Source organism: Amycolatopsis sp. MEPSY49, assembly GCF_051337345.1.
Lineage (GTDB): Bacteria > Actinomycetota > Actinomycetes > Mycobacteriales > Pseudonocardiaceae > Amycolatopsis.
On the sequence record NZ_JBDLYJ010000001.1, the window covers coordinates 370,349 to 397,076 of the forward strand.

The window sequence follows — 26,728 nt, forward strand, 5'->3', positions numbered from 1 at the left end:
CCCACTGACAGATGGACCACCGCATGTCTCACGCCCGTGTCGCGGACGCTCTCGACCGCCTGGAGCAGCACGCCAACCTGCACCTCCCGCTGCGCCGCGGTGACCTGCTCGGCCGGCTCGCGCTGCGGTTCCTCTGGCGGCGCCAGCTGAAGTGGCAGATCGAGACGAACCTGGCGGCCCGCGACGCGGTCAGCGCGTTGTCCGACGAAGTCCGCGCCGCCGAAGGCCACTTCCAGCGCTGGCTGGGCGAACGCGGCGAGCTGGTGCGCGCCGAGTCGCTGCACCGCGAGCTGGAATCGCTGTACCGCAACGACCAGAACCTCGCGGCCGGGCTGAACCAGCGGCTCTACAGCGCGGTCGGGGGGCTGCAGGCCCAGCTGTCCGGCCTGGCGCTGCAGGTCACCGAGTCGGCGGAACACTCCGGCGGCGTCGAGGCCCGGCTCAAGGAGCTGGAGACGCAGCTCGAGCGGCTGCTGGCCGCGGCGGAACAGGTCCGGCTGCGGAACGTGCAGGTCGACCTGCTCCTCGACCGGTCCCGCCGGGAAGCCGAGACCCCTGAACCCGTCGCTTCGGTTCCCGACCGCGACTCGTTCCTCGAGATCGCCGTGGAAGCCCTGCTCGACGGGTCCGCCGAACGCGCGCGGGACGCCGTGCGCGCGTACCTGCCGGTCATCGAGGAGGCCCGGAAGGCCGGCGCCACCGGCGCGGTGCTGGACATGGCCCCCGCCCGCGGCGGCTGGCTGGAGGTGCTCGCGGCGGCGGGCGTCCGGTACCGGACGGCGTCGCAAAACGCATTGGTGCGCAAGCAATGCGCGGCCGTCGACGTCCAGGTGACCGACGCCGACCCGATGCGCCTGCTCGAAGAGGCGACGCCCGGTTCGCTCGGCGCGATCACCGCGTTCCGGTTCGCCGAACGGCTCGAACCGGCGGCGCTGGCGCGGTTCGCCGAGCTCGCGGCCACCGCGCTGCAGCCGGGTGCGCCACTCGTCGTCGAGACGCCCTTGGCGGGCCCGGACTTCCACCTCGACCCCTTCGCGCAGCGCCCGGTGCACCCGGACTTCCTGCGGTTCCTCACCGAGGCCGCCGGCTTCTCGCACGTCGAGGTCCGGCAGCCGGGCGAGGCGGACATCCCGGTCACCGCACCCGGCGGGCGGGAGCGGTACTGCCTGCTCGCGTGGCGGTGACGGCCGTGCGCCACCGGATGTGGACGCCGCTGCCGCCCGAGCGCAGCGGCATCGCCGACTACAGCTTCGAACTGCTGGAGACGATGGCCGGCATCGCGGACGTGTCCGCCGTCGGCCGGTACCCGCGGGAAGCCCGCTCGCCCGTACCGCTGCTGGGCCCGGACGACGTCGACGACGCCGAGGACGCCATCGACATCTACCAGATGGGCAACAACACCGAGTTCCACGAGTGGATCTACCACCGGGCGCTCGCGGTGCCCGGACTGGTGGTGCTGCACGACCCGTCGCTGCTGGACTTCTCGCTGAGCTACCACGGCGGCATCGAGTCGACGGCGTTCAAGGACGAACTGGCCTACGCGCACGGCCCGATCTGGGGCGACCCCGCGGACCCGGCGCTGGTGCTCGGCTGGCCCGCCGTCGACGTCGACGGCGTCAAGCACCTCGACCGGCAGACGATGAGCCTGGAACGGCGGATCGTCTCGGCCAGCCGCGGGGTGCTGGTGCACGACCCGTTCCGGGCGCGGCACCTGCGGGAGCGCTACCCCGAGGTGCCGGTGTTCACCGTGGCCTCGGCCGCGCCGGTCATCGACGACGACCACAAGCGCCCCGCGGTCCGGGCCAAGCTCGGCTGGTCCGACGACGACGTCGTGTTCGGCATCTTCGGCGGCTTCACCGCGATCAAGCGGATCCGCGTCGCCGTGCTGGCGTTCGCGCAGGTCCGGCGCCGCTGGCCGCAGGCGAAGCTGCTGATCGTCGGGCACGCGCGCGAAAAGGACATCGAGGCCGACGTCCACCGCGCGATCGCCGAGCTCGGCGTCGGCGACGCGGTGCGGATCATCCCGAGCCCCGACATCGAGGAGTTCCAGGACCTGATCGTCGCGACCGACGCGCTGATCGGCCTGCGCTGGCCGACCGCGGGCGAGACGAGCGCGGTGATGATGCGCTCGTACGGCCTCGGCCGGCTGTTCATCACCAGCGACCTGCCGCAGCACCGGCACTACGACCGGGAGTTCTGCCGGCTGGTCCCGATCGACCCGCGGCGCGAAGCCGTCGAGCTCGTCGCGCACCTCGAACGGATCGTCTCCTGGCCGGAGGAAGCGCGCGAGGCGGGCCGCAAGGCGCGCGAGTGGGTTCGGCAGAACGCGTCCTGGCCGGTCGTCGCCGCGGCGTACCGCGACGCCGCCGAAGCTGTGCGCGGGCCACTGCCGCCGCCGGTCAAGCCGTCGCGGGACCGGCCGGGGATCAACATGTTCGGCGACGTCCGCGCGGCTGGCGTCAGCGCCGACGCGACCCGGCGGCTGGCGACCGTGCTGGCCGAGCGGCTGCCCCGGACGACGTTCACGGAGTTCAACACCCGCGTGCCGGACCGGCCGTACGACGTCCCGCGCGAGCTGGCCGACCTGCGCAGCGGTAAGGACTACGCGGCCGACCTGTGGCTGGTCGACGCCGCCGAGTTCCCGTTGATCCCGAAGCACTCCTTCGACCGCTACACGATCGCGCGGTGGACCGGCGAGCTGCCGGACGTGCCCGCGACCGGGCTCCCCCAGCTGTCCGATGTGGACGAACTGTGGGTGCCGTCGGCGCTGGCCGCCGGCCTGCTGCGCGGGAGCACGGACGTCCCGATCACCGTGGTGCCGAAGGTGGTTCCGGCCGCCGACGGCGCCGGCGACCGCGCGCGGTTCCGGCTGCCCTCGGACGAACTCGTCGTGCTCACGACGTTCCACCCTTCGTCGGATCTCGAACGGAAGAACGTCCGAGGAGCGCTCACGGCGTTCCGGCGGGCGTTCCCGGCGGGCGGGGCGCACCTGGCCGTGGCCGCGATCGACCTCGACGTCGAATCCGAGACGGCGGCGTGGCTCGACCGCGAGGTCACCGCCCTCGGCGGCACGCTGCTCGGCGGCAAACTGTCCGAAGTGGACCGTGGGCTGCTACTGGCGTCGTGCGACGTCTACCTTTCGCTGCACCGGTTCGAGACGTTCGGGCTGGACCTGGCCGAGGCGATGGCCCGGCGCAAGCCCGTGGTCACCACCGGCCACGGCGGCAACCTCGACTTCATGCCGCCGGGCACGGCCGCGCTCGTGGGCTTCGAGACGTACGTCGCGAAGGACGCCGAACCCGGCTTCACCAACGGTTTCACGACGTCGTACCCGCTCGGGCACCCGTGGGCGGAACCCGACGTCGACCAGGCCGCGCAGTGGTTGCGCACGCTCGCCGGGAACCCCGCGTTGCGGACGTCGATGGGCGAGCGGGCCGCGGCCGCCGTCGAAGCCGTGTGCGGGCCGGACGCGGTCGCGGACGTCGTGCAGCGGCGGCTGGCGGCCCTGCCGAAGTAGGGCTCAGCCCCGCCGGGCTTCCAGCTCGGCGATGCGGCCGGACGCGGCCGCGAGCTGCGCCTCCAGTTCGGCGACCCGCGCTTCCAAACCCGCGGTGTAGCGGGCGCTCCGCGTGCGCTGCCGCTCCTGCTCGGCGCGGGCCTGCTCCAGCTCGGCGAGGTAGTCGGCGGCGCGCCGGTGCGTCTCCTGCAGCTCCCGCAGCTCGGCTTCCATGCGGCGGGCGTAGCCGATCTCGGCCGCGCGGCCGGTACGCAGTTCCTCCAGCGCCTTGGCCTGCTGCAGGACGTCGTAGCGCTCGAAGTCGTCGAAGACGTTCGCGGGCGCGGCGAGCCGTTGGAGCGCTTCGGCGTCGTCGGACTGCGCGTAGAAGCGGTTCAAGCCGTCGAAGAGCCCGCAGCGGTAGCCGGCGTCGAGGAGCATCGGCTCCCACTCGGCGTGCGTCTGCGTCTCCGCCCCGGGCTCGGTGGCCTCGACGACGAGGACCCGCGGCCGGTGCCGCGTCCAGTCGCCACCCTCGATCACCGCGCGTTCGGCGCCCTCGACGTCGATCTTGAGGAAGTCGACCGCACCCGGGTGCTCGTCCAGGACGGCGGCCAGCGTCGTCAGCTCGACCTCGACGGTGTTCACGCGCCAGCCGCGGTCCTCGCGGTACCGGCCGGCGAGCCCGTCGTCGAGCGTCGACCAGCCCCACTCGTTCTCGACGACGTGCAGCTTCGCCGTGCCCGGGCGCGCGCCGACGGCGACGTCCAGCGTCAGGTCGTCCGGCCGGGCCGCACGCAGTTCCTGGGCCTTCGCCGGGATCGGCTCGATGTTGATGCCGCGCCAGCCGAGGTCGTAGAAGTGCTTCGTCACCGACGCGACGAGCGGGTCCCCGGCGCCGATGTCGACATAGCGACCGGTCTCCTGCCCCGCGAAGACGCGCGCGAGCACCACGTCCTCGGCCTGCTGCGCGTAGCTGATCATGGCAGCGAGATGCCGGCCTTCCCCGCTTCGAGCTTCAGGTCGTGGTCGACCATCATCGCGACCAGGTCTTCGAAGCCGACCTCCGGCTTCCAGCCGAGCTCGGTGTGGGCCTTCGTGGCGTCGCCGACCAGGAGGTCGACCTCGGCGGGCCGGAAGAACCGCGGGTCCTGCTCGACGAACCGCTCCCAGTCGTCGAGGCCGGCGTGCTTGAACGCCAGGTCGACGAAGTTGCGGACGCTGTGCGTGCGCCCGGTCGCGACGACGTAGTCGCCCGGCTCGTCCTGCTGCAGCATCTGCCACATCGCGCGGACGTAGTCGCCGGCGAAGCCCCAGTCGCGGCGCGGGTCGAGGTTGCCGAGCACCAGCTTTTCCTGCAGCCCGAGCTTGATCCGCGCGACGGCGTTCGTCACCTTGCGCGTCACGAACTCCATGCCGCGGCGCGGGCTCTCGTGGTTGAAGAGGATGCCCGAGCAGGCGTAGAGGCCGTAGCTGTCGCGGTAGTTCACGGTGATGTCGTGCCCGAACACCTTCGCGACGCCGTAGGGCGAGCGCGGGTAGAACGGCGTCTGCTCGGTCTGCGGCGACTCGCGGACCTTGCCGAACATCTCCGAGCTCGACGCCTGGTAGAAGCGGATCGGGTTGTTCTGGCTGCCGCCGACCATCCGGACGGCGTCGAGCAGCCGCAGCACCCCGAGGCCGGTGACGTTCGCGGTCAGCTCGGCCTGCTTGAAGCTGAGGGCGACGAAGGAGATCGCGCCGAGGTTGTAGACCTCGTCGGGCTGCACCTGCTCCAGGACCCCGACCAGGCTGGAGAGGTCCTGCAGGTCACCCTCGACGATCTCGACGAACGGGTAATTCGTGCGGATCATGTCGATTCGGGGGTTGTTCTGCCCCTTGACCAGGCCGAAGACCTCGTACTGCTGCTCGTGGAGCAGCTCGGCGAGATATTGGCCATCCTGACCGGTGATTCCGGTGATCAACGCACGTCGCACCCGCTGAGGATAGCCGGGTAGTAACCGTCACTTAGCCCGAAGGTGTGACTTCGGCCGTGTCGGTGAACGCCGTCCCACTCCCGCACGCCTTCTGAGCAGAGCATCGGCCCGGAGAGGAGGCACCATGATCTGGATTTGCCTGGTGAGTGTCCTCGCCGTCGTGTTCCTGGTCCGGGCGTTGCGCGTGGTGCGCCGGGTCAGGCGGAGTGACGTGGGGTGACCAGCCCCGACTCGTAGGCCAGCACCACCAGCTGCGCCCGGTCGCGCGCGCCGATCTTCGTCATGATGCGGCTGACGTGGGTGCGGGCGGTCGCGGTGGAGATCACCAGGTGGGCCGCGATCTCGTCGTTCGACATGCCGCCCGCCACCAGGCCCAGCACCTCGCGCTCGCGGTCGGTGATCTCGCGGACGGCGCTGGTGTCGATGCGCCGGTTCTCCGGGCGGCCGACGAACTCCTGGATCAGCCGGCGCGTGACCGTCGGCGCCAGCAGCGCCTCCCCGCTCGCCACGACCCGCAGCGCGCGCAGCAGCTCGACCGGTTCGGTGTCCTTCAGCAAGAACCCGCTCGCGCCCGCGCGCAGGGCTTCGTAGACGTACTCGTCGACGTCGAAGGTGGTCAGGACCAGCACCTTCGTCCCGGCGAGGTCGGGGTTCGCGGTGATCCGGCGGGTGGCTTCGAGGCCGTCGACCCCGGGCATCCGGACGTCCATCACCACGATGTCCGGCTTGTGCTCGACCGCCCCGGCGACGGCCTGTTCGCCGTCACCGGCCTCGCCGACGACCTCGAAGCCGTCTTCGGTCTCCAGCAGCACGCGGAACCCGGCGCGGACCAGGACCTGGTCGTCGGCCAGTAGGACGCGGATCATGCTTCCCCCTCGATCGGTAGTTCGACGCACACTTCGAAACCGCCGTCGACCGGCCCGGCGGTGCACCGCCCGCCGAGCGCGGCGGCGCGTTCGGACATGCCCCGCAGGCCGTGACCCGGGGTCGGCCGGGTGGTGCCGCGGCCATCGTCGCGAACTTTCATGACGAAAGAGCCGGGTTTCCGCGCGAACCGGACGTCGACGTGTTTCGGCTGGTCGGCGTGCCGGACGACGTTCGTCAGCGACTCCTGCAGGATGCGGTACGCGGCCGCGTCGACGGGCGCCGGGAGGTCGCCCGCCTCGCCGTGGACGTCGACCGCGAGCCCGGCGTCGCGCGCGTGGTCCAGCAGCTCGGCGGCCTGCGCGAGGCTCGGCGCGGGTGCCTTGTCCTCGCCCGAGCGCAGCACGGCCAGCGTCGCGCGCAGGTCGTTGAGCGCGGACGCGCTGGCCGCCTTGATGTTGAGCAGCGCCTCTTTCGCCTGCTCGGGCCGCCGGTCGGCGACGTGCGCGGCGACGCCGGCCTGGACGTTGATCATGGCGAGGCTGTGCGCGACGACGTCGTGGACCTCGCGGGCGATCCGCAGCCGTTCCTGCTCGGCGAGCCGGTGCCGGTGCTCGTCGGCCTGCTCGCGCCGGGCGGCGAGCGCGTCGAGCTGGTACCGGACGGCGGTCCCGACCCCGATGACGGCGGTCAGCCAGACGACGAGGAACGCGGCCCCGGCCGCCAGCGCGAACGACCTGGTCGTGACGACATGCACGACGTAAGCGGCGGCCAGTGCCGACGCGCCGGTGATGCCCGCGGTGAGCGGCCCGCGCTGCCGGGTCAGGACGAACAGCGCGATGGTCGGTACCAGGATGACCGGCCCGCCGGGCAGGCCGGAGGCGTAGTAGCCGAACGCGGAGGCGGCCGTCGCCAGGAAGAGCGTCAGCGGGAAGCGGTGGACGAACAGCAGCGTGAGGACGGTCGCGGCGAGCCACGCGGCGCCGAGCGGCGTCAGCGGCGACGCCCCGGGCTGCCATCGCGAAGACGCGCTGGTCGCGCCGAGCACGAAGCCCAGGACGACGACGGTGCGCACCACGCGTCCCACCCACGGCGGCCATCTCATGCCGCGAAAACTACCGGTCGCGGGGCGGCGGCGCGTCCGTCTCGGAGCGCGCTCCCGGCGTACGTCGTCAGTCGAACATGAGGGGCAGCTTCGCCGCCGTCTCCTCGTCGGCCGGGGTGTAGGTCGACATCGTGATCTCCGAGCGGCGGCCGTAGTAGAGGTACGTGAAGTTGAACCGCAGCAGGCCGACGTCCGGGTGCAGGTAGCGCTTGGTGCGGATCGGCTCGGAGTTGACGTCGTGGTGCGGCCACAGCTCGGCGAACAGCGGCGACTCCGCTTTGAGGCGCTTGACCAGGTTCTTCCACGCCGGCTCGGCGACGTGCTCGGCCATCGCCGCGCGGAAGGACGCGATCACGCGCGGGATGTTCGTGTCCCAGTCGAGCATCCGCTTGCGCCACTCCGGGTTGAGCAGGCACTGGACCAGGGTGTTCCGGTCCTCGAACGGGATCTGGTCGACCTCGCCCATCAGCCAGGTGTAGCCGCGGTTGTAGGCCAGCAGGTCGCAGCGGGCGTTGCGCACCGCGACCGGGTACGGCTCGAGCTTCTTGAGCATCAGCTCCATCGCCGGCGTGATGACCTGGCAGTCCTTCTCGCCCTCGGGCTCGGGCGCGCCGGCCAGGCGGAAGAGGTGGGTGTGCTCGTGCGGGTCGAGGCGCAACGTGCGGGCGATGGCCTGCAGCACCTGCTCGGACGCGTTGATGTCGCGGCCCTGCTCCAGCCACGTGTACCAGGTGACGCCGACGCCGGCGAGCTGCGCGACCTCTTCCCGGCGCAGCCCCGGCGTCCGCCGACGGCCGTGCAGCGGGAGCCCGACCTGCTCGGGCGTGATCCGCTCGCGCCGGCTGCGCAGGAACCTCGCGAGTTCTTGGCGACGGAGGTCGGATTCGACGGCGGTGGTCATGGTGCCAGGATCGCACGTCTTCGAACCTGGTACCAGGTAGTCGCAATACCTGGATAAACGACAACTGGTACTAGTTTGGATCCGGGGCGATCGTAGTACCCATGACCACGACAGAACTCGCGCCGATCACCTCCGGCGCCCCGGCCCGGCCGGGACTGACCCCCGCCGGCCTGGTCACGGTGCTGCTGGGGGCGGCACTGCCCATCATCGACTTCTTCATCGTCAACGTCGCGCTCCCGACGATCGATGCCGACCTCCACGCATCCACCGCGACCCTGGAACTGGTCGTGGCGGCGTACGGCATCGCGTACGCGGTCCTGCTGGTGGTCGGCGGCCGCCTCGGCGACTCGTTCGGCCGGCGGCGGCTGTTCCTCACGGGCCTGTGGCTGTTCACGTTGACGTCCCTGGCCTGCGGAATCGCCCCGACGGCGACCACGCTGGTGATCGCCCGCGCCGCGCAGGGGGCGGCGTCGGCGTTGCTGCTGCCTCAGGTGCTGTCGATCATCCAGGCGACGACGTCCGGCGAAGCGCGTTCTCGCGCTCTGGGTCTCTTCGGTGCGACGGGCGGCTTGTCGACGGTCGTCGGCCAGCTCCTGGGCGGCGCCCTGGTGGCGGCGGATCTCTTCGGTACGGGCTGGCGGCCGATCTTCCTGGTCAACGTGCCGATCGGGCTGGTCGTGCTGGTGATGGCGCGTCGGCTGCCCGAGAGCCGCGCGCACAACCCGCTGGGCGTCGACCGGCTCGGGACGCTCCTGCTGGCGGTCACCCTGATGTCGTTCCTGGTGCCGTTGATGGAGGGCCGGGCCCTCGGCTGGCCGGCGTGGACGATCGCGCTGCTGATCGTGTCGCCCTTCGCCGCGGCGGCGTTCGTGCACGTCGAACGGCGTCAGGAGCGTCTCGGTGGAACGCCGTTGCTGCCGCCGTCGGTGATGCGGCTGCCGAGCGTCCGGCGTGGCTTGATGGTGGCGATCCCGTTCTTCGGGGCGTTCGGTTCGTTCATGTTCGTGTACGCGATGACGTTGCAGGAGGGCCTGCACTTCGGGCCGCTCGGCGCGGGTGTGGCTTTGACGCCGCTGGCCGTCGCGTACTTCACGGTGTCGATGCTGAGCAGCAGGTTGGTCGCGCGGTACGGCCAGAAGGTCGTCCCGGTGGGCGGCGCGATCACGGCGCTTGGAATGGTGGCGCTGCTGTGCACGACGTTGTCGGCGTGGCCGCACGTGACGGTGCTGGATCTGGCGCCGTCGATGGTGGCGATCGGGGTCGGGAACGCGCTGGCCATGACGACGTTGTTCCGGATCGTGTTGTCCCACGTGCCGACGGATCTGGCCGGGGTCGGGTCCGGGGTGATGACGACCAATCAGCAGACGTCGCTTGCTTTGGGCGTGGCGACGCTGGGGAGTTTGTACGCGGCGCTTTCGGGGTCTCTGGGAAGCCGGGACGCGTTCGCGTGGGTAATCGGGGTGGTGGCGGTGCTGGCGACGGTGGTCGCGATCACCGGGCGGCGGTTGCCGGACCCCCGGGTGTGACGGTGGAGAGGAAGGCGGACCACGCGGCCGGCGGCACTTCGAGCGCCCCGGCCGTGGGGGCTTTCGAGTCCCGGGCGGCCACGGTGGCAACGTTGAAAGCCACCTCGACACAGTCATCGTTGACACCGCCGCCGCTGTAGCTGCTCTTACGCCAGTTCACGATGATTGCCTCCGCTCGGATCACACCTCGGCGATCATCCTCGCGATGAGCTCGCGCGAGTCCTCGTGATCCAGGGCGCGATCGGCGAGATGGTCGAAAGTCAGCCTAGCAGCGCGAACTTCCGCCTCCTTCTCGATCTGAAGCGAGCCGAAACCGTAAGAGAGATAAGCCAAGTCGGGCTCCGCCCGGTCGGGAAAGCCCGCGAGGATGAAGTTGCTGTAGAGGCCATCGTGCGAGCCGACGGTCTGCGGCAGCACCTGGATCTCAACGTTCGGCAGCTCCGCTGCCGCGAGCATGCGACGCAGCTGCGCTGCGTCGCATGGCTCGCGGCGGAGGGCGAACTCGTCAACCACCGTGTGCAGGTTCAGCACGGGCGCCTCGGTCAGGCGATTCTGGCGGCGCAGCCGAACCCGCACCTGGTTCTCGAGCAGCTCGCCTTCCACGGGATCGCGGGCACCGGCGAAGGTCGCGCGCATGTACTCTTCGGTCTGCAGCAGGCCGGGCACGAAACCGAGCTGGTAGTTCCGGATCCAGGAGGCTTCGGCCTCCACGCTCACGAAACCGCGATCGCTCAGCCCGAACGCGTGCCACCAGCCCTTCTCCTTGGCGTAGTCGAACATCCGCACGTACTCGCCGTAGTCCGAGCTGATGATGCCGTAGCGGTCGAGCAGCGCCAGGAAGTCGTTGTAGCCCGGGATGAACCCCTGCTCGATCCGGCTCATCTTGGACGTCGAGAACCGCAGCGGCCGTCCCGCGTCCTCTTGGCTCAGCCCGGCTGCCTCGCGTAGCTTGCGCAGGGTGCGGCCGAGCTGGCGCCGTCGGTAGTTCGGCTTGGTCGGCCGATCCATGGTGGTCACCCCTCGCTGTCGATCAACCACGAATCGTAGGGCGGGTGTGCCGATGTGGGATTCCCGTGTGCGGGCCGTGTCGCGCTGACTTGCGTCGAGAACCTGCAGGTCATGGACAGGTACGGCTACCCCCACGAGCTCGAGTACCGGCGCGAGGCCGACGGCTCGCGGGTGCACGAATACACCGAACTCGTCGACGACATGGGGTTCGTCCTCGAGCACCGCAGCGAGCGGTACCAGGGCTGGACCGTCCGGTACGGGACCGCGTGCGCGCACGACTACCTGTCCCGCAAGCGCGCCCGTCCGGGGACGTTCGTCGTCAGCGTCTACCGGCTGTTCCCGGGGCGGCGGGACCACGTCGTCACCATCCGGGTGACGTGGCCGCCGAAAAAAGCGAAAGTTCACCCGTCGGAAAAGCCGCGCGCCGGACGACGATGAAGGTGTGACGGAACCACGGGTACGACCGGACCCGGCCTTCGCGCTGCTCGGGCTCTACGAGACCGCGCTGCCGGAGGTCTACGGGTACCTGCTGTCCCGGTGCGGTGACCGCACGCTCGCCGAGGAACTGACGTCCGAGACGTTCCTCGGGGCGGTCGCCGCCTGTCGCAAGGAGTACGCACCTCCAGTGAGCACCGGGTGGCTGATCGGCGTCGCCCGGCACAAGCTCGCCGACCACTGGCGGCGCAAAGAACGTGAGGAACGCGGGCTGCGGCTGGTGCACGACAGCGAGCCGGACGTCGAGGACCCGTGGGACGAGCAGCTCGACGCCCTGCGCGCGAGACAGGTGCTCGAGTCCCTCGGGTCGCACCACCGCGCGGCCTTGACCCTGCGGTACGTCGACGGCCTCGGCGTACCCGAAGTCGCCGGCCACCTAGGGCGCAGCGTGCACGCCACGGAGGCGTTGCTCGTGCGGGCCCGTGCCGCGTTCCGGCGCGCCTACGAGGAGAAGGAGGGTCGCGATGCCTGAGCCTTTCGACGCGCTTCGCCGTCCCTCCGCACGGGCCGCCCCCGACCCGGACTTCGCCGCCGAACTGCGCGACAACCTGCGTCGCGTCATCTTGAACGGAGCCGATATGACCACCACATCCGAGGCACCGGCCACCACCGCCGAACTGCGCTCGCTGACGCCGTACCTCGCCGTGTCCGACGCGCGGGCCGCGCTCGACTTCTACGTCGAGGTGTTCGGCGCGGTCCGCCGGGGCGAGCCGATCCTGATGGACGACGGCCGCGTCGGGCACGCGGAGCTGGCCATCGGCGACGCCGTGCTGATGCTCGCCGAGGAGTACCCCGAGATCGGGCACGTGGCGCCGCGCGAAGGCGGCGCGTCGGTGCGGGTCGAGGTGCCGGACCCGGACGTCTCGGTGAACCGCGCCCTCGAACTGGGCGCGACGCTGATCCGCCCGGTGAGCGACTCGCCGTACGGCCGCGGCGGCTCGTTCCGCGACCCGTTCGGGCAGCGCTGGCTGGTCTCGCAGGCGGCCTCCCCAGCCGCGGGCCCGCGCCCGGCTCGCCACGGCGAGGCCATGTACTTCACGTTCCAGGTGCCGGAGGCAGAGCCGGCGAAGTCGTTCTACGGCGCGGTGCTGGGCTGGCAGTTCACGCCGGGCTCGGTGTCGGACGCGTGGGGCTTCTCGGGCCCGGGTCTCGAAGGTGGGTTGTGGGCCGGCGACCGCCAGGTGGGCTGGAAGCTGATGTACGCGGTCGACAACCTCGAAGCGGCGTTGACCCGAGTGCGAGAGCAGGGCGGCCGTGCGGGCGAGGTGGAGAACCACCCGTACGGCACGACGGCCGACTGCACCGACAACCAGGGCATCGAGTTCTGGCTGTGGGAGCGGCCCGGGAAGTGAGTAATCCCATCCGCCGGGCCGTGCGTTCGGGCGCACACTCGAAGCATGGCCGGGCAATGGGTGCCGCGTGACCACGAGGAGCTGACCGCGGGGTGGCGGTTGTGGCTCGAACTGGGCTCCTCGGCTTGGCCGCGGCCGGGATGGGACGGCAGCCCGGACGAAGCGGTGCGCGGCCTGCGCGAGCTGGTCGGCGCGTGCGACGAAATCGCTTCCGCGGCCGCGGGAACCGAAGTGGCCGCGCTCGTGCGCTCGATGCACCTGGCCGCGAGCTGGATCTGCGAACTGTGGTCCGGCGACACCACACCACTCGACGACGAGCGGATGGCGTTGCTGCACAGTGATCTGGCGGGATTCGCCGACCACGCCCTCGGCGTGCGAACCCTGCTCGCCGAGGGTGGTGGCTGGGCCTCGCTGACGTTCTAGCGGCCCGCGGCGTAGCCCTGCATTCCTCGGGCGTTCGCCGCCGCCCGCAACAAGCCTTCCGAGCGCGAGACCGCTGAGAGGCGACCCAAGGCCCAGTCGCCCGCGTCCACCAGCGAGTGGCCTCGCTCGCGCAGTGCGTCCAATGTGGACGCTTCCAGTCGCGACTCCACCACCAGCTCGCGCGGGTTCCACGAGCGCGGGTAGAACGAACTCGGGAACGCCGTCGTGTGCCAGGCCGGTGAGTCGATCGACTCCTGCAGGTTCAGCCCGCCGTACACGTGGGCCAGCCAGAAACACAGCTGCCACTGGTCCTGCTGGTCCCCACCCGGGGTGCCGAACGCCAGCGTCGGGACCCCGTCGCGCAACGCCAGCGACGGTGACAGCGTGATCCGCGGGCGCTTGCGCGGCGCCAGGGAGTTCGGCAGTCCCTCCTCCAGCCAGAACATCTGACCACGGGAGTCCAGGCAGAAACCGAGAGCAGGGATCGTCGGGCTCGACTGCAGCCAGCCGCCCGACGGGGTCAGCGACACCAGGTTGCCCGCCGCGTCGACGACGTCCAGGTGGACCGTGTCACCTCGCGTCTGGCCCTGGGGACCCACCGTCGGCTCGCCGGTTGCGCCGCCCTCCGACCGGACTCCCTGCAACGAATCCAAAATCGCCGGGAGACGCGCCGGGCCGCGGGCGTCTCCGGGGCGGAGCTCAGCCGAAGCGAACTCGCCGATCAGTGCGCGGCGGGAGTCCGTGTAGGACGGCGACAGCAGCACGTCCAGCGGCACGTCCGTGTCGCCGTACCAAGCCTCGCGGTCCGCGAAGGCCAGCTTCGCCGCTTCGGTCGCCAAGTGCACCGTGCGCTCCGACGGGATCCCGTCCACATAGGACAGCTCGTCGCGGAAGCCGTGCAACAACAACGCCTGCTGCAGCAGCGCCGGACCCTGGGTCCAGCCGCCCATCTTGACCAGGCGCCAGTCGTCGACGTCCACGAACGCCGGTTCCTCGTACGTCGCCGACCACGAGGCCAGGTCTTCTCCGGTCAGCAGGCCCGCGTGGTCGCGGCCCGAGTCGTCGCGGAACGCGGTCCGGCTGAACTTTTCGATCTCTTCGGCGACGAAACCCTGTGACCAGGCACGACGTCCCGCGTCGAGCTGCGCCTCGCGGCCCGAGACCGACTCCGCTTCCCGCAGGAGACGCTCCCATGTGTCCGCCAGGGCAGGGTTCCGGTGCAGGCCCGACGCCGGCTTGCCGTCCGGCATCCACAGCGCCGCCGACGTCGGCCAGTGCTCGGTGAACAGCTCGGACACCGCGCGGATCGTGTCGCCGACCCGTGACACCAGCGGGACGCCGTTGCGCGCGTAGCCGATCGCGTACGACAGCACCGACCGCAGCGACTTCGTCCCGTAGTCGCGAAGGAGCAGGAGCCACGCGTCCCACGCGCCCGGGACCGTCGCCGGGAGCAGGCCGCTGCCCGGAATCAGGTCCAGCCCCAGCGACGCGAAGTGCGAGACGGTGGCCCCCGCGGGCGACGGACCTTGGCCGGCCAGCGCCCGCGGGGTCGGGTCGTCCGCCGTCACGAAGAGGCCGGGTACCTGGCCCGCCGGCCCGCACAGGTGCGGCTCGGCGACCTGCAGGACGAACCCGGCGGCGACCGCCGCGTCGAACGCGTTGCCGCCGTCCTCCAGCACCGCCATCCCGGTGGCCGAAGCCAGCCAGTGCGTCGATGCCACCATCCCGAAGGTGCCGGCCAGCTCGGGCCTCGTCGTGAACATGCCCCGATAGTACGCATTGCTAAGGAACTTTTACCAGGACGACGGACGCTTCCGCTCCGGCTCGTACGGCTGCGTGATGATTTCCATCCCGTTCCCGCCGGGATCGAGGAAGTAGACGCCACGGCCGCCGTGGTTGTGGTTGATTTCGCCGACCTGCTTTCCCATCGGGTCGGCGTGGTAGGTCACGCCCGTTTCGACGAGCCGTGCGAACACGGCGTCGAAGTCGTCCTCCGGGACCAAGAAGCAGTAGTGCTGCAGGCGCAAGTCCTCTTCGGGGACGGTCGCGAAGTCCAGCCGGACGCCGTTGCGCGTCTCGACGGGGATGAACGGACCCCATTCCTCCCCGGCTTCGAGGCCGAGCAGGTTCGCCAGGAATTCGGCGGATTCCCGGTTGTTCCGGGACGGGACGATCAAATGGTTCAATTCAACGGAAACGGAAACTGACACGGTGAAATGCCTCCACGGGGCACTCCCGCCACCTCCATGCCTCACCCAGCCGGTGACCGACACGCGATGCCGTGCCGATCACCCTAGCGGGCCCGGCAAGGTCAGGAAACCTTGATTCGCGCCGCCGCCCGCGGCCGCCCGACGCCCTGCCAGGACAACCCCGCGTCGACGATCACCCGCGGGTCCAGCAGATTCCGCGTGTCGACGACGTCGATGCCGTCCATCAGCTCGGCCATCGCGGCCCAGTCGAGGTGCTTGAACTCGGCCCACTCGGTCAGCACGACGACGGCGTCCGCGTCCTTCGCGACCTGGTAGGCGTCGTCGACCACGGTCATCCCGGCGATCTCGCCGTCGACGGCCGGGTCGTAGGCGACCAGCTCGGCGCCCAGCGCGCACAGCACCGAGGCGACGGCGAGCGCGGGCGAGTCGCGCAGGTCGTTCGTGCCCGCCTTGAACGCCAGCCCCAGCACGCCGATCCGCGCGCCGGCCAACGTGCCGCCGACCGCGCCGGCGATCTTCGCGACGATCCGGTCGCGCTGGGCGAGGTTCTCGTCGATGGCCGAGGTCAGCATGGTGAAGTCGTAGTTGACCGACTCGGCCACCTTGACCAGCGCGCTCGTGTCCTTCGGCAGGCACGAGCCGCCCCAGCCGGGACCGGGCTTGAGGAACGTCCGGCCGATCCGGCGGTCGTAGCCCATGCCCTCGGTGACGAGGTCGATGTCCGCGCCGAGCCGTTCGCACAGCTCGGCGATCGAGTTGACGTAGGACAGCTTCAGCGCGAGGTAGCAGTTCGCGGCGTACTTGACGAGTTCCGCGCTGGCCGCGTCGGCGACGACGACCGGCGCGTCGAGCTCGGCGTACAACTCGCCGACCCAGTGCGCGGCCGCGAAGTCGTCCGAGCCGACGACGATCCGGTCCGGCCCCAGAAAGTCGGCGACCGCGGTGCCCTCGCGGAGGAATTCGGGGTTCGACACCACCGGCACGTCGGTGCGGCCGAGCATCGCCTGGATCCGCTTCGACGTGCCCACGGGGACCGTCGACTTGGTGACCAGCGCGCAGCCGGCGGGCAGGACCTCACCGATCTCCGCGGTTACGGCCTCGACCGCGCGCAGGTCCGCCGAGCCGCCCGCGCCCATCGGCGTCGGGACGCAGAGGAACACCGCCTGGGCGTCGCGGACCGCGTCTCGCGCGCCCACGACGAACTGCAGGCGGCCGGCCGCGATCCCGCGGGTGACCAGGTCGGCCAGCCCCGGTTCGAGGATGTCCACGCGCCCGGCGGCGAGGCGTGACACCTTCGCGCGGTCGACGTCCACGCAGGTGACGGAATGACCCAGACTGGCCAGGCAGGCCCCCGTGGTCAGTCCGACGTAACCGGTCCCTACCACCACGATCCGAGCAGGCGTCATGCCGCTGAAGGTGACAGCCGGAGTTGACGTCCGCGCTAACGGAAACAGTCGCTGCCGGGAGCGGTGAGCGAAGACACGAACCCCGCGTGCGAACGAGCGTTAACCTGGGTCCGCGAATCGGAGCACGAAGGGAACCGCAAAGATGCAGATCACCGACACCGCGGCGCTCGTCACCGGGGGCGCGTCCGGCCTCGGCGGGGCGACGGCGAAGGCCCTCGCGGCCAAGGGCGCGCGGGTGTTCGCGCTCGACCTGGCGCCGTCCATCGAGAAGGCCGAGCAGCTCGACGGCATCACCTACGTCGAGGCCGACGTCACCGACGTCGAGCAGGTCGAGGCCGCCGTCGCGACCGCGTCGGGCTCGGGGGTGCCGCTGCGGACCGTGGTGAACTGCGCCGGCATCGGGCCGTCCGCGCGGATCCTGTCCAAGAAGGGCCGCCACGACCTCGCGCTGTACGCGAAGGTCATCCAGATCAACCTGGTCGGGACGTTCAACGTGCTGACCGTCGCGTCCGAGGCGATCGCCAAGACCGAGCCGCTCGAGGACAACGCTCGCGGCGTCATCATCAACACCGCGTCGATCGCCGCGTTCGACGGCCAGATCGGGCAGGTCGCCTACTCGTCGTCCAAGGGCGGCGTCGTCGGCATGACGCTCCCCGCCGCGCGCGACCTGGCCTCACACGGCATCCGCGTGCTGACCATCGCGCCCGGCATCGTCGACACCCCGATGCTCGCCACGGTCAGCGAAGAGTTCCGCGCGACGCTCGCGGCCGGCATCCCGTTCCCGAAGCGCCTCGCGCGGCCGGACGAGTACGCGCAGCTCGCGCTGTCGCTCATCGACCACGACTACCTGAACGGCGAGGTCATCCGCATGGACGGCTCGCTCCGCATGGCCCCCCGCTGACGCGCGAAGGCGCCACTTTCTCCGGGAAAGATGCGTCCGAGGGGCCTTCGGACGCATCTTTCCTAGGGAAAGTTCGTCTCAGTGGGTGAGACGGACCTCCAGGCCGATGCCGTCGGTTGTCACCGAGCACCCGCCGAAAGCGCTTTCGGCGGCCAGCGCCTCGAACTGCTCCCGCGTGAACGCCCGGCGCCGCAGCCACGCCAGCGTCTGCCGGACGGTGAACCCGGCGACCGCGCCGACGTTCATCCGGTCGACTTCGCGGGCGATGTCCGCGCTTGTGGCCTCGTGGTTCAGGTCGTGGATCACCGCGAACCCGCCCGGGCGCAGCACCCGGTGCATCTCGTTCAGCGCGGTCACCGGCTGCCGGAAGTTCTTGAACGCGGCCTGGCAGACCAGGTAGTCGAACGACTCCGCGTCGAACGGCGCGTGCGTGATGTCGCCCTGGCGGAAGTCGATCTCCAGGTCCGCGCTGTTCTCCCGGGCGATCTCGACCATGGTGTGGCTGATGTCCAGCCCGGTGACGCGGAAGCCGCGCTTCGCCAGTTCGATGGCGAAGAAGCCCGGCCCGGGCGCCACCTCCAGGACCTCGGCGCCGTCGGGCCAGCCCGCCGTGACCTCGGCCGCCTGCCGCCGGTACTGCGCGAGCTGGGCCTCCGTGCCGCGGTTCTTGGCGTACCAGCGGGCCTGGAAGCCCTCCATCTCGGGCACCTTGTGCTTGCGGGTCGTCTCCATCGGTTCCTACCTCTCCACGAACTCCCCCAGGTCGTCCGGGAATTCGCCGGTTTCGTGGTATCGGCGCCACGCCTCGATGCCGGGCAGCGCGCCGGTGGTCAGTTCTTCGAGGAAGCCGCGCACCCAGCGCCCCTCGGCCTCCGTCATCGCGAGGTCGTACTCGACCTCCACCAGGAACAGCCGCGGCATCACCGGCCGCAACTGCTCCAGTGCCGCCCGCTGCGCCTCGACGTGCTCGTCGAGCTGGGCGAGCCGCTCCCGCAGCCGGCTGATCGCCTGGTCCGGACCCAGGACCCCGATCATCGACAGCCCGGCCTTGAACCGCGGAGGTTCCCGGTCGACCTCGCCGACGAGCTCGCGGACCCAGTCCTCGAACTCCGCCCGGCCGGCCGGGGTGATCCGGTAGACGGTCCGCTCGGGCCGTCCGCCGTCCTTCACGCTCTCGACGGCCTTCAGGAAGCCGTGCTTCTCCAGGTTCGCGACGACCGTGTAGAGCGAGCCCCACTTGATCGGCATATCGGCGTCCTTGCCGCGCTCCTTCAGCACGGCCGCCATCTCGTACGGGTGCATCGCGCGTTCCAGCGCGACGGACAGCACCGCCAGGCCCAGCATGCTGCCGATCTTCCGCTTCTTCAGGCCGACTCCTCGGTTACGAGTACTCGCAGACGAGTATACGCAAGACGTGCCAGCAGGCAAGTGTCTTAGTCGATGAACTACTCAGAGATCGAACATGTACGGCACTTCGGCCTGCGCCCGGGCGTCGATCCACTCACGCAGGGCGCGCGTCGCCAGGACGTCGTCCTCGTTGTAGCGCAGCAGCCGCTCGCGCTGGGCGGCGTCCGGCGTCTCGCCGTCCATCCCGACGGCGTCGCGGTACCAGCGCATCGACGCCTCGCCGCCCGCCTCCGGGTCGCGCCACGAGAAGCCGGCCACCGGGGCGATCACCTTCAGGCCCTTGCCGTGGGAGCACAGGAACTGGTCGGTGACGCTCCGGAAGAGGTCGACCCACTCATCGGAGTCCACAAAGGACTGGATCTCCTTCTTGGTGGGAACGCCCGGGTGATCGCCGAAGCGCTCGACCGAGCCGAAGAGCCAGCGGTTCTCGGCGAGCGCGTTGTAGCAGTAGGCGCGGAAGGTCAGGCCGGCCGCTTCGGTGCGCTCGCGGACGTCGGTGAGCCAGGCCCAGAACTCGGCGAACGACCGGGCCTCGTCGCCGGTCGGCAGCGGGTCCCACGTCGCGAAAGCGCGGTAGCCGGGTTCGATCCCGATGTCGGCGCCGGTGAGCAGGCAGCCCCAGAGGTACGCGCCGGCGTCGCCGAAGCTCTCCATGTCGACGTCGACCTCGACGTCGGCGCGCGGCACCTCGACGCGGTCGACGCGGCGCACCAGCGTCAGATCGGCCAGCCACGCGCGGGCGAGCACGACCGCGTCCGGGAACGTCACGCCCGTCCAGTTCACGTCCGGTGCGTCGCCGGTCGGGTCGAGCGCGGCCAGCTTGTCCACAGTGGACACACCGGCGCGGCGCAGCTCCACCGCGTCCTCGCCGCGGACGACGAGGCTGACGTCGCGGGTCTCGGTGAGCACGACCTCGCACGTCGGCCACCACGGGCAGCGGCGGCACTCCAGCACGCGCGACGGCTCGGCCAGCGGCTCCTCGCCGTTCGCGGCCGCCGTCGCGATGGCGAGCCGGTCGGCGAACCGGACCTGGTACTCGGTGAGCGCGCTGCGCCCGCCCGGCCAGGTGCCCGCGGTGAGGTCGTGCCAGACGACGACGTCGGCGTCGAGGCCGATGACGCCGCCGACGGCGAGGCTCTCGTCGGCCTGCCCGAGCGTCTGCAGCATGCGGCGGGTGTGCACGAGCTTGAGCTGGTCGCGCGGCTGCGACCGGACCTTGCGGCCGTCGTCGGCCTTGCGGTGCGCCGGGTCGAGGTCGGTCAGCTCGGTGACGACGGCGCCGGCGCCGCGGTCGGAGATCCGGTGGCGCACGACGAGCACCGGGACGTACCCGCGGCCGGTGCGGACGAGCAGGTCGACGCCGCCGCGCCGGTGCCCGGCCGCGTCGACCGGGAACAGCGCGCCCCAGATGTACTGCGCTTCGGCGGCGAAGGCCTGCTCGGTCAGCTCGACGCGTTCGTGGGCGGGCAGGTCGCGATCGATCTTCACCCAGTGGCCGGGGTTGGCCGCCATCAGCCTGCTGACGATGTCCTCGCGGTGGGCGGTGGCGTCGGCGATCCGCTGCTGCGCCGTCGGGTCCGGCGGGGAAAGCGGTACCTCGCGCATGGCCGGGTCGTGCTCGAGGTGCACACGACGACGGCAGCGGCTGACCGCGCCCGCGTCGAGTACCACCTCACCCTGCATGGAGATCACTCTAGATTCCCACCGCCGAGCCGACATGCCCGCCACCCTGGCTACCAGTAAGTTCGACGTCGACACGTCGCAGGAGGTGCCATGGCGCGCAAGGCCAAGGTCGAGGGTGATGCCAGGTTCACCCCTAAGAGGGCGAAGAACGCGGTCGCGGTGGCGAAGGTGCTCGGCCCGGCCGTGATTCCCGTGGTGGCACCGTTCGCGGTGCGCGCGGCGGGCGCCGCGAGGGACGCGTACGACCGCTACCAGGCGCGCAAGCTGGGGGTCTCGGTCGACCGGCTGGGCGAGTACACCGGCCGCGGCGCGGCCCTGCACGCCCGGATCGCGGGTCTCGCCGACGGCTGCCGCGACCTGCAGAAGTCGGAGAAGGCGTCGAAGGCGGACCAGGAGTTCGTGAAGGACTCGCTGAGCACGCTGGAGCAGCTGTCGGCGTCGGTGCGCGCGGCGGAGCGGATGCCGGCGGCGCGGCGGAAGTCGGTGCACCGGGCGGTGGCCGGGGAACTGGAGCGGCTCGAGGGCCAGCTGCTGCACCGGCTCGGGATCTGACCGCAGCCCCCACCCTGTCCCGGGGGGCGTCCCCTGGTCCAGACTATCGGCGGTAGGGGGCAAAAACGGGTGCCGCGGAAATCTGTGGACAACTCCGTGCCTGTGGATGGCTGGTTTGACAAACGGCCGGGCAGCGTGATCGCCGCCCGGCCGTTCGGCTACTTCACGAAGCCCTTCTTGACCATCCAGTCGTGGGCGACCTTGCCCGCGTCCTGGCCGTCGACGTCGACCTGCTTGCACAGCTCGACCATCTGGTCGTTCGTGATCGCCGCGCTGATCTTCTCCAGCGGGCCGCGCAGGTCCGGGTGCGCCTTGATGAACTCCGTGCGCAGCGTCGCCACCGCGTTGTACTGGGGGAACGCCTTCTTGTCGTCCTCCAGCACCCGGAGGTTGAGGCCCGAGATCCGGCCGTCGGTCGTGAAGACCTCGCCGACCGGGCACGTTCCGCTCGCCACCGCCGAGTAGATCGTGCCGATGCCGAAGTTCTTCACCGTCGGGTTCTGGAAGCCGTACGCCTTCACCGCCGCCGGGAAGCCGTCCTGACGGCTGGTGAACTCCGTCTCCAGGCAGAACACCGCCTGGTCCGGCTTCTGCTTGATGAACGCCGCGAGGTCGGACGTCGTCTTCAGGTTGTTCTGCGCGCCGTACGCCTCGGTGACGGCGAAGGCGTACTGGTCGTTCAGCGGCGAGTAGTTCAGCCACGTGACGCCGAACTTCTCCTCGTCCGCCTTGGCCGTCGCCTCGTACTGGGCCTTCTCGCCGCCCGGCACGGGAAGCTCGTTGCCCTGGTAGTTGATCCAGCCGGTGCCCGTGTACTCCCACGTGACGTCGGTCTGGCCGGACAGCAGCGCCTGGCGCGAGGAGTTGGAGCCCTTGATGTCGGACAGGTCGACGACGTCCGCGCCGGCCGCCGTCAGGGCCATCTCCGCCATGTACGCCAGGATGATGTTCTCGGTGAAGTCCTTCGACCCCACCGTCACCTTGAGGCCTTGCAACGACGGGATCGGCTGGATCGAGCCTGGCTGGATGTCGTAGGGCACCGCCTGGTTGACCGTCAGGCCGCACGACGAAAGCGTCACGCCGAGCAGCGCCACGCAGAAAAGCCGGCGGAATTTCATCGCAGCCCCTTCGGTCCGAAGAACTGTTCGGCTACCGCGCCCAGCCAGTCCACCAGCAGCGCCAGCGCGACGGCCAGCACCGAGCCGGTCACCAGCACCGAGGTCAGGTTCAGCTTGTAGCCGGTGTCGATCAGCAGCCCGAACCCGCCGGCGTTGACGAACATGCCGAACGTCGCCGTGCCGACCGCCAGCACGAGGGACGTGCGCAGGCCGGCCAGGATCAGCGGGACGGCGAGCGGCAGCTCGACCCGCCACAGCACCGCGGCCGACGACATCCCGATGCCGCGGCCGGCGTCGATCAGCGCCGGGTCGACCTGCTGGATGCCGACCATCGTGTTCCGCAGCACGGGCAGCAGGGAGTAGAAGGCCAGCGGCAGCGCCGCCACCCAGATCCCGCCGGTCGCGCCGGTGACGATGAACCACAGCACCAGCACGCCCAGCGCGGGCGCGGCCTGGCCGATGTTCGCGATGGCCAGGAAGACCGGCGCGAGGAAGCGCGCCCACGGCCGCGTCACGATCACGCCGAGCGGCACCGCGACCAGGACGACGATCGCGGTCACCACGAGCGTCATCAGCACGTGGTCCCACAACGCCGTCAGCAGCGACGACGCGTTGAGCGTCTCCTTCTCCGTCGCGGTCAGCCCGCTGGAGAACACCGAGACCAGCGTCACCGCGACGATGACCAGCACGGCGACGGGCTGGGCGAAGAGGCGGACGCGTTCCGCGCGTTTGGAGCCGGACTCGGTGCTGAAACCGGTATCGACGGCAGCCGTCATGCGGACACCTCTTCACCGTTCGTGTGCTCGTCGCGCAGTTGCTGGATGGTCGCGATCACGGTGTCCAGCTGGATGGTGCCCGCGTACTCGCCGCGCGCGCCGGTCACCGGCACCGACCCGCCCTCGGCGAGCATCGCCTCGAGCGCGTCCTGCAGCGTCGACTGCAGGCTGACGACGTCCCGCAGCGGCTTGCCGACGTTGGCCAGCGACGTCGCCGAGGTGAGTTCGCGGGCGTGCACCCACCGCGTCGGACGGCGGCGCGCGTCCAGCACGAGCGCGAAGTGCCGCTTCGACTTGTCGAGCTTCTCCCGGACCGACGCGGGCGTCTCGTCGAGCGTCACGGTGAGCGCGTCCTGCTGGAGCTCGACGTCCCGGACCCGCAGCAGCGTCAGCTGCTTCAGCGACGCGCCCGCGCCGACGAAGCCCGCGACCGTGTCGTCCGCCGGGTTCGCCAGGATCGCCTCGGGCGTGTCGTACTGCAGGATCGACGACTGGTTGCCGAGCACCGCGATCTTGTCGCCGAGCTTCACGGCCTCGTCGAAGTCGTGCGTGACGAACACGATCGTCTTCTTCAGCTCGCTCTGCAGGCGCAGCAGCTCGTCCTGCAGGTTGCCGCGGGTGATCGGGTCGACCGCGCCGAACGGCTCGTCCATCAGCAGCACCGGCGGGTCCGCCGCGAGCGCCCGCGCGACGCCGACGCGCTGCTGCTGCCCGCCGGACAGCTGGCGCGGGAAGCGGTCGCGGAAGTCGGCCGGGTCGAGCCCGACCAGGTCCATCATCTCCTCGACCCGGTCGTTGACCTTCTTCTTGTCCCAGCCGAGCAGGCCCGGCACGACCGCGATGTTCTGCGCCACGGTGAAGTGCGGGAACAGCCCGGCCTGCTGGATGGCGTAGCCGATCCGGCGGCGCAGGGTGTCGACTTCGAGCTTCAGCGCGTCTTCGCCGCCGATGGTGATCTTCCCGGACGTCGGCTGGACCAGGCGGTTGATCATCCGCATGGTCGTGGTCTTGCCGCAGCCGGACGGGCCGACGAAGACCACGATCTTGCCCGCGGGCACGACCATCGAAAAGTCGCTCACGGCCGGTTCGCGGGTGCCGGGGTACCGCTTGGTCACGTGCTCCAGCTCGATTTCGACGCCGGAGACTTCCTCGTTCTCAGCCACGGACACCCCTCGAGATGGTGAAGCGCTTGATCAGGACGTAGACGCCGTCGAGGATCAGCGCGAGGATGACGACCCCGACCGTTCCGGTGACGGCTTGGTTCAGGGAGTTCGTGCTCCCCGCGTTCGTGAGCCCGGAGAAGACCTCGGCGCCAAAGCCGGGGCCCTTCGCGTAGGCGGCGATCACCGCGATGCCCATCAGCATCTGCGTGGCCACGCGCATGCCGGTGAGGATCGCGGGCCACGCGAGCCGCAGCTCGACCCGGGTCAGCACGCCGAAGCGGCTCATCCCGATGCCGCGCGCGGCGTCGACGACCGCCGGGTCGACGCCGTCGAGCCCGACGATGGTGTTCCGGACGATCGGCAGCAGGCCGTAGAGCACCAGCGCGATCACGGCCGTCGTCGGACCGAGCCCGGAAAGCGGGATCAGCAGGCCCAGGAGGGCGAACGACGGGACCGTCAGGATCGTGCTCGCCAGCGCCGTGGCCACCGCCGAACCGATCGGGCTGCGGTAGACCGCGATCCCGATCAGCACGCCGAGGACCGCGGCGAGGATCGTGCACTGCACCACCATGCTGGTGTGCAGGTAGGCCTCCAGCCAGAGCTTGCTCGCCCGGTCGGAGATGTAATCGAAGAGGTTCATCCGTGTCCGCTCTCCCGCCCTTTGCGCAGGCTCTCACCCGAACGGGCTAGTTCCTGACCGACGGCTCAGTACCCAGCTCATGGCCGGTCCAAACCCCCGTTTCGGCCCACCGGTTGCCGCCCACCTTGGCCTTGACTGGCGTGATCGGCAACAAATGGCCTGAACCACGGCGTGGCGGGACCCGTGAACTCGGTGTGTGCTCACTTCACGGGATCACACGCTCACCCGGGGACAGGTCCCTTAGGCTGCTCCTCATGAGCGTTCCGGCACGGCGTCCCGCCGTGCTCGGTGCTACCCGGGGCGTGTCGCTCGCCGTGTCCGCGGCGGCGCTGTCCGTGACCGCGCACCGGCTCGCCGACGGCGGCCTGCCCGACCCGGCGATGACCGTGCTGCTCACCGGTCTCTTCGGCTGGACCGCGACCGCGCTGGCCCGCAAGGCGCGCGGGCCGGTCGCCACGATCACCCTGCTCGGTGCCGCCCAGCTCGTGATGCACCTGCTGCTCACCACGCTCGCCGGCCACCACGACATGTACGCGGCGCCCGGCAGCTCCGGGCTCGGCATGGTGGCCGCGCACGCGGTCGCCACGCTGGTCACCGCGCTCCTGCTCGCCCGCGCGGACGCGACGCTGCTGACGGTGCTGGCCGTCCTGCGCGCGATCCTGCCGCGGCTGCTCACCCCGCTGCCGGTGCCGGCCGCGGCCCCCGCACTCGTCCCCGCCCGCACCGCGGCGCCGGGGCACCTCGTCGGCGTCGACCTGCGCCGTATCCGCGGGCGGCGCGGCCCGCCCGCGCACTCCTGAAACCCAGCTCATCCCCCTGCACAGCCCGGTCCCCGAACCGCGCTGTCCCCTTCTTGAGTTCATCAGGAGTGAACCCATGTCCCAGCACGTCTTCAAGCGCGCCGGTTTCCTCGCCGCCACCGTCGGTGTGGCCGGCCTCCTCGGCGCCGGCGTCGCCTCCGCGCACGTCACCGCCAACGTCTACGGCCCGCAGCCGACGAAGGGCGGGTACGCGGCGATCGTCTTCCGCGTGCCGAGCGAGGAGAAGGACCCGATCACCACCACCAAGGTCACCGTCGACTTCAAGGCGGACTACGGCATCGGCTCGGTGCGGACCAAGCCGGTCCCCGGCTGGACCGCCGAGGTGACCAAGTCGAAGCTGCCGACGCCGGTGACCAAGGACAACGGCACGCAGATCACCGAAGCCGTCACCGCCGTGACGTGGACCGCGCAGGCGGGCAGCGAGCTCAAGGCCACCGACTACCAGGAGTTCTCCGTCTCCTTCGGGCCGCTGCCGACCAACGTCGACCAGGTGGAGTTCCCGGCGCACCAGACCTACAGCGACGGCAAGGTCGTCGACTGGACCCAGGCGACCCCGGCGGGCGGCGAGGAGCCGGAGCACCCGGCGCCGGTCGTGAAGCTGGCCGCGAAGACGGCGGAAGGTGACGACCACGCCGCGATGGGCGCGAACACGGCCGCCACCACCGGGGAGCAGACTGAAGCCGCGGCGGCGACGTCGGACAGCACGGCCCGCTGGCTCGGCGGGGCCGGTCTGCTCGTCGGCGCCATCGGCCTCGGCGTCGGGGCCGGCGCGACCATCCGGGCCCGCAAGGCCACGGCCAAGTCGGGAGGCAACAGCTAGATGCGGAAGGCGCTCGTCGCGCTGGCGTTGACGGTGGTGGGCGGGCTCGGCACGGCCACCCCCGCGCGGGCGCACAACCTGCTGA

28 protein-coding genes are annotated in these 26,728 nt (G+C 70.7%); 11 read left to right on the forward strand and 17 right to left on the reverse strand.

The window, feature by feature from the left end:
• Window positions 1–23 precede the first annotated feature (23 nt).
• The gene (locus ABFJ78_RS01915; protein WP_436383824.1) at window positions 24–1,184 is read left to right on the forward strand and encodes a hypothetical protein; all 1,161 of its coding nucleotides are present in this window, start codon (window positions 24–26) and stop codon (window positions 1,182–1,184) included.
• Window positions 1,175–3,517, forward strand: coding sequence for a glycosyltransferase (locus ABFJ78_RS01920; RefSeq protein WP_436383825.1), 2,343 nt, complete (start codon window positions 1,175–1,177; stop codon window positions 3,515–3,517). Before ABFJ78_RS01915 ends, ABFJ78_RS01920 begins: the two co-directional genes overlap by 10 nt.
• 3 nt (window positions 3,518–3,520) lie before the next feature.
• On the opposite strand, the gene ABFJ78_RS01925 is transcribed toward ABFJ78_RS01920, so the two are convergent.
• The 5 genes from ABFJ78_RS01925 to ABFJ78_RS01945 all read right to left on the reverse strand — a co-directional run bounded on the left by ABFJ78_RS01925 (window position 3,521) and on the right by ABFJ78_RS01945 (window position 8,342).
• Window positions 3,521–4,480 (reverse strand): FkbM family methyltransferase, encoded by a 960-nt coding sequence (locus ABFJ78_RS01925; RefSeq protein ID WP_436383827.1) that lies wholly within the window; start codon window positions 4,478–4,480, stop codon window positions 3,521–3,523.
• Entirely contained in the window at window positions 4,477–5,472 is a 996-nt protein-coding gene (gene gmd / locus ABFJ78_RS01930) for a GDP-mannose 4,6-dehydratase (RefSeq protein WP_436383828.1), read from the reverse strand. Before gmd ends, ABFJ78_RS01925 begins: the two co-directional genes overlap by 4 nt.
• 197 nt (window positions 5,473–5,669) lie before the next feature.
• Window positions 5,670–6,338: a response regulator transcription factor gene (locus tag ABFJ78_RS01935; protein WP_364463889.1), complete on the reverse strand. Its 669-nt coding sequence runs from the start codon at window positions 6,336–6,338 to the stop codon at window positions 5,670–5,672.
• The gene (locus ABFJ78_RS01940) at window positions 6,335–7,441 is read right to left on the reverse strand and encodes a sensor histidine kinase (RefSeq protein WP_436383829.1); all 1,107 of its coding nucleotides are present in this window, start codon (window positions 7,439–7,441) and stop codon (window positions 6,335–6,337) included. Before ABFJ78_RS01940 ends, ABFJ78_RS01935 begins: the two co-directional genes overlap by 4 nt.
• Before the next feature lie 67 nt (window positions 7,442–7,508).
• The gene (locus tag ABFJ78_RS01945; RefSeq protein ID WP_436383830.1) at window positions 7,509–8,342 is read right to left on the reverse strand and encodes a helix-turn-helix transcriptional regulator; all 834 of its coding nucleotides are present in this window, start codon (window positions 8,340–8,342) and stop codon (window positions 7,509–7,511) included.
• A 101-nt stretch (window positions 8,343–8,443) separates the two neighbouring features.
• On the opposite strand from ABFJ78_RS01945, the gene ABFJ78_RS01950 reads away from it, so the two are divergent.
• Complete coding sequence (locus ABFJ78_RS01950; protein ID WP_436383831.1) at window positions 8,444–9,868, forward strand: MFS transporter; 1,425 nt, start codon at window positions 8,444–8,446, stop codon at window positions 9,866–9,868.
• Here ABFJ78_RS01950 and ABFJ78_RS01955 read toward each other — a convergent pair.
• Entirely contained in the window at window positions 9,834–10,052 is a 219-nt protein-coding gene (locus ABFJ78_RS01955; protein WP_436383832.1) for a DUF397 domain-containing protein, read from the reverse strand. The two genes, ABFJ78_RS01950 and ABFJ78_RS01955, sit on opposite strands and share 35 nt — an antisense overlap.
• Window positions 10,049–10,876: a helix-turn-helix domain-containing protein gene (locus ABFJ78_RS01960; RefSeq protein ID WP_436383833.1), complete on the reverse strand. Its 828-nt coding sequence runs from the start codon at window positions 10,874–10,876 to the stop codon at window positions 10,049–10,051. Before ABFJ78_RS01960 ends, ABFJ78_RS01955 begins: the two co-directional genes overlap by 4 nt.
• Window positions 10,877–10,987: 111 nt before the next feature.
• Here ABFJ78_RS01960 and ABFJ78_RS01965 point away from each other — a divergent pair, with 111 nt between their 5' ends.
• The 4 genes from ABFJ78_RS01965 to ABFJ78_RS01980 are packed head-to-tail and all read left to right on the forward strand — an operon-like array spanning window position 10,988 to window position 13,146.
• Window positions 10,988–11,314, forward strand: a complete 327-nt coding sequence (locus tag ABFJ78_RS01965) for a hypothetical protein (RefSeq protein ID WP_086675050.1) — start codon at window positions 10,988–10,990, stop codon at window positions 11,312–11,314.
• 4 nt (window positions 11,315–11,318) lie between these two features.
• A complete protein-coding gene (locus ABFJ78_RS01970; protein WP_364383981.1) occupies window positions 11,319–11,843 on the forward strand; it encodes an RNA polymerase sigma factor in 525 nt (174 codons plus the stop codon).
• Window positions 11,836–12,723, forward strand: coding sequence for a VOC family protein (locus tag ABFJ78_RS01975; RefSeq protein WP_436383834.1), 888 nt, complete (start codon window positions 11,836–11,838; stop codon window positions 12,721–12,723). The genes ABFJ78_RS01970 and ABFJ78_RS01975 overlap by 8 nt, the downstream gene beginning before the upstream one ends.
• 45 nt (window positions 12,724–12,768) lie before the next feature.
• Window positions 12,769–13,146, forward strand: coding sequence for a hypothetical protein (locus ABFJ78_RS01980; RefSeq protein WP_436383835.1), 378 nt, complete (start codon window positions 12,769–12,771; stop codon window positions 13,144–13,146).
• Here the strand turns inward: ABFJ78_RS01980 and ABFJ78_RS01985 are convergent.
• From ABFJ78_RS01985 to ABFJ78_RS01995, 3 genes are all read right to left on the reverse strand, one after another.
• Window positions 13,143–14,909 carry a gamma-glutamyltransferase family protein gene (locus ABFJ78_RS01985; protein ID WP_436383837.1) on the reverse strand — a complete coding sequence of 589 codons (1,767 nt, stop codon included), beginning with the start codon at window positions 14,907–14,909 and terminating at the stop codon, window positions 13,143–13,145. The two genes, ABFJ78_RS01980 and ABFJ78_RS01985, sit on opposite strands and share 4 nt — an antisense overlap.
• Window positions 14,910–14,939: 30 nt before the next feature.
• Window positions 14,940–15,323 carry a VOC family protein gene (locus ABFJ78_RS01990; protein WP_436383838.1) on the reverse strand — a complete coding sequence of 128 codons (384 nt, stop codon included), beginning with the start codon at window positions 15,321–15,323 and terminating at the stop codon, window positions 14,940–14,942.
• A 134-nt stretch (window positions 15,324–15,457) separates the two neighbouring features.
• The gene (locus tag ABFJ78_RS01995; RefSeq protein WP_436385359.1) at window positions 15,458–16,810 is read right to left on the reverse strand and encodes a UDP-glucose dehydrogenase family protein; all 1,353 of its coding nucleotides are present in this window, start codon (window positions 16,808–16,810) and stop codon (window positions 15,458–15,460) included.
• Window positions 16,811–16,904: 94 nt separating this feature from the next.
• Between ABFJ78_RS01995 and ABFJ78_RS02000 the strand changes: the two genes are divergently transcribed.
• Complete coding sequence (locus ABFJ78_RS02000) at window positions 16,905–17,663, forward strand: SDR family NAD(P)-dependent oxidoreductase (protein WP_436383839.1); 759 nt, start codon at window positions 16,905–16,907, stop codon at window positions 17,661–17,663.
• Between the two features lie 78 nt (window positions 17,664–17,741).
• Here the strand turns inward: ABFJ78_RS02000 and ABFJ78_RS02005 are convergent, their stop codons facing one another.
• From ABFJ78_RS02005 to ABFJ78_RS02015, 3 genes are all read right to left on the reverse strand, one after another.
• Window positions 17,742–18,395 (reverse strand): class I SAM-dependent methyltransferase, encoded by a 654-nt coding sequence (locus ABFJ78_RS02005; protein WP_436383841.1) that lies wholly within the window; start codon window positions 18,393–18,395, stop codon window positions 17,742–17,744.
• Between the two features lie 6 nt (window positions 18,396–18,401).
• Window positions 18,402–19,031, reverse strand: a complete 630-nt coding sequence (locus ABFJ78_RS02010) for a PadR family transcriptional regulator (RefSeq protein ID WP_436385360.1) — start codon at window positions 19,029–19,031, stop codon at window positions 18,402–18,404.
• A gap of 81 nt (window positions 19,032–19,112) precedes the next feature.
• Window positions 19,113–20,753: a TM0106 family RecB-like putative nuclease gene (locus ABFJ78_RS02015; protein ID WP_436383842.1), complete on the reverse strand. Its 1,641-nt coding sequence runs from the start codon at window positions 20,751–20,753 to the stop codon at window positions 19,113–19,115.
• A gap of 90 nt (window positions 20,754–20,843) precedes the next feature.
• On the opposite strand from ABFJ78_RS02015, the gene ABFJ78_RS02020 reads away from it, so the two are divergent.
• Window positions 20,844–21,305, forward strand: a complete 462-nt coding sequence (locus ABFJ78_RS02020) for a DUF6474 family protein (protein WP_436383843.1) — start codon at window positions 20,844–20,846, stop codon at window positions 21,303–21,305.
• 158 nt (window positions 21,306–21,463) lie between these two features.
• Here ABFJ78_RS02020 and ABFJ78_RS02025 read toward each other — a convergent pair whose 3' ends face one another.
• From ABFJ78_RS02025 to ABFJ78_RS02040, 4 genes are read right to left on the reverse strand one after another with little or no spacing between them, the layout of a single operon-like run.
• Entirely contained in the window at window positions 21,464–22,423 is a 960-nt protein-coding gene (locus tag ABFJ78_RS02025; protein WP_436383844.1) for a glycine betaine ABC transporter substrate-binding protein, read from the reverse strand.
• On the reverse strand, window positions 22,420–23,199 hold the full coding sequence (locus ABFJ78_RS02030; RefSeq protein WP_436383845.1) for an ABC transporter permease: 780 nt from the start codon (window positions 23,197–23,199) through the stop codon (window positions 22,420–22,422). The genes ABFJ78_RS02025 and ABFJ78_RS02030 overlap by 4 nt, the downstream gene beginning before the upstream one ends.
• Window positions 23,196–24,362 (reverse strand): ABC transporter ATP-binding protein, encoded by a 1,167-nt coding sequence (locus ABFJ78_RS02035; protein WP_436383847.1) that lies wholly within the window; start codon window positions 24,360–24,362, stop codon window positions 23,196–23,198. Before ABFJ78_RS02035 ends, ABFJ78_RS02030 begins: the two co-directional genes overlap by 4 nt.
• The gene (locus ABFJ78_RS02040) at window positions 24,355–25,002 is read right to left on the reverse strand and encodes an ABC transporter permease (RefSeq protein WP_436383848.1); all 648 of its coding nucleotides are present in this window, start codon (window positions 25,000–25,002) and stop codon (window positions 24,355–24,357) included. Before ABFJ78_RS02040 ends, ABFJ78_RS02035 begins: the two co-directional genes overlap by 8 nt.
• Before the next feature lie 254 nt (window positions 25,003–25,256).
• Here ABFJ78_RS02040 and ABFJ78_RS02045 point away from each other — a divergent pair, with 254 nt between their 5' ends.
• Window positions 25,257–25,802 (forward strand): hypothetical protein, encoded by a 546-nt coding sequence (locus ABFJ78_RS02045; protein ID WP_436383849.1) that lies wholly within the window; start codon window positions 25,257–25,259, stop codon window positions 25,800–25,802.
• A 76-nt stretch (window positions 25,803–25,878) separates the two neighbouring features.
• Window positions 25,879–26,643, forward strand: coding sequence for a YcnI family copper-binding membrane protein (locus ABFJ78_RS02050; RefSeq protein WP_436383850.1), 765 nt, complete (start codon window positions 25,879–25,881; stop codon window positions 26,641–26,643).
• Window positions 26,644–26,728: the final 85 nt, after the last annotated feature.

Coding starts and splice junctions, on each gene's coding strand:
- ABFJ78_RS02015 (WP_436383842.1), bottom strand. CDS start 20,753: ATGCAGGGTGAGGTGGTACTCGACGCGGGCGCGGTCAGCCGCTGCCGT.
- ABFJ78_RS01950 (WP_436383831.1), top strand. CDS start 8,444: ATGACCACGACAGAACTCGCGCCGATCACCTCCGGCGCCCCGGCCCGG.
- ABFJ78_RS01980 (WP_436383835.1), top strand. CDS start 12,769: ATGGCCGGGCAATGGGTGCCGCGTGACCACGAGGAGCTGACCGCGGGG.
- ABFJ78_RS01975 (WP_436383834.1), top strand. CDS start 11,836: ATGCCTGAGCCTTTCGACGCGCTTCGCCGTCCCTCCGCACGGGCCGCC.
- ABFJ78_RS01925 (WP_436383827.1), bottom strand. CDS start 4,480: ATGATCAGCTACGCGCAGCAGGCCGAGGACGTGGTGCTCGCGCGCGTC.
- ABFJ78_RS02050 (WP_436383850.1), top strand. CDS start 25,879: ATGTCCCAGCACGTCTTCAAGCGCGCCGGTTTCCTCGCCGCCACCGTC.
- ABFJ78_RS01915 (WP_436383824.1), top strand. CDS start 24: ATGTCTCACGCCCGTGTCGCGGACGCTCTCGACCGCCTGGAGCAGCAC.
- ABFJ78_RS02020 (WP_436383843.1), top strand. CDS start 20,844: ATGGCGCGCAAGGCCAAGGTCGAGGGTGATGCCAGGTTCACCCCTAAG.
- ABFJ78_RS02025 (WP_436383844.1), bottom strand. CDS start 22,423: ATGAAATTCCGCCGGCTTTTCTGCGTGGCGCTGCTCGGCGTGACGCTT.
- ABFJ78_RS01985 (WP_436383837.1), bottom strand. CDS start 14,909: ATGTTCACGACGAGGCCCGAGCTGGCCGGCACCTTCGGGATGGTGGCA.
- ABFJ78_RS02005 (WP_436383841.1), bottom strand. CDS start 18,395: ATGGAGACGACCCGCAAGCACAAGGTGCCCGAGATGGAGGGCTTCCAG.
- ABFJ78_RS01960 (WP_436383833.1), bottom strand. CDS start 10,876: ATGGATCGGCCGACCAAGCCGAACTACCGACGGCGCCAGCTCGGCCGC.
- ABFJ78_RS02045 (WP_436383849.1), top strand. CDS start 25,257: ATGAGCGTTCCGGCACGGCGTCCCGCCGTGCTCGGTGCTACCCGGGGC.
- ABFJ78_RS01965 (WP_086675050.1), top strand. CDS start 10,988: ATGGACAGGTACGGCTACCCCCACGAGCTCGAGTACCGGCGCGAGGCC.
- ABFJ78_RS02000 (WP_436383839.1), top strand. CDS start 16,905: ATGCAGATCACCGACACCGCGGCGCTCGTCACCGGGGGCGCGTCCGGC.
- ABFJ78_RS02030 (WP_436383845.1), bottom strand. CDS start 23,199: ATGACGGCTGCCGTCGATACCGGTTTCAGCACCGAGTCCGGCTCCAAA.
- ABFJ78_RS01945 (WP_436383830.1), bottom strand. CDS start 8,342: ATGACCACCGCCGTCGAATCCGACCTCCGTCGCCAAGAACTCGCGAGG.
- ABFJ78_RS01940 (WP_436383829.1), bottom strand. CDS start 7,441: ATGAGATGGCCGCCGTGGGTGGGACGCGTGGTGCGCACCGTCGTCGTC.
- ABFJ78_RS02040 (WP_436383848.1), bottom strand. CDS start 25,002: ATGAACCTCTTCGATTACATCTCCGACCGGGCGAGCAAGCTCTGGCTG.
- ABFJ78_RS01935 (WP_364463889.1), bottom strand. CDS start 6,338: ATGATCCGCGTCCTACTGGCCGACGACCAGGTCCTGGTCCGCGCCGGG.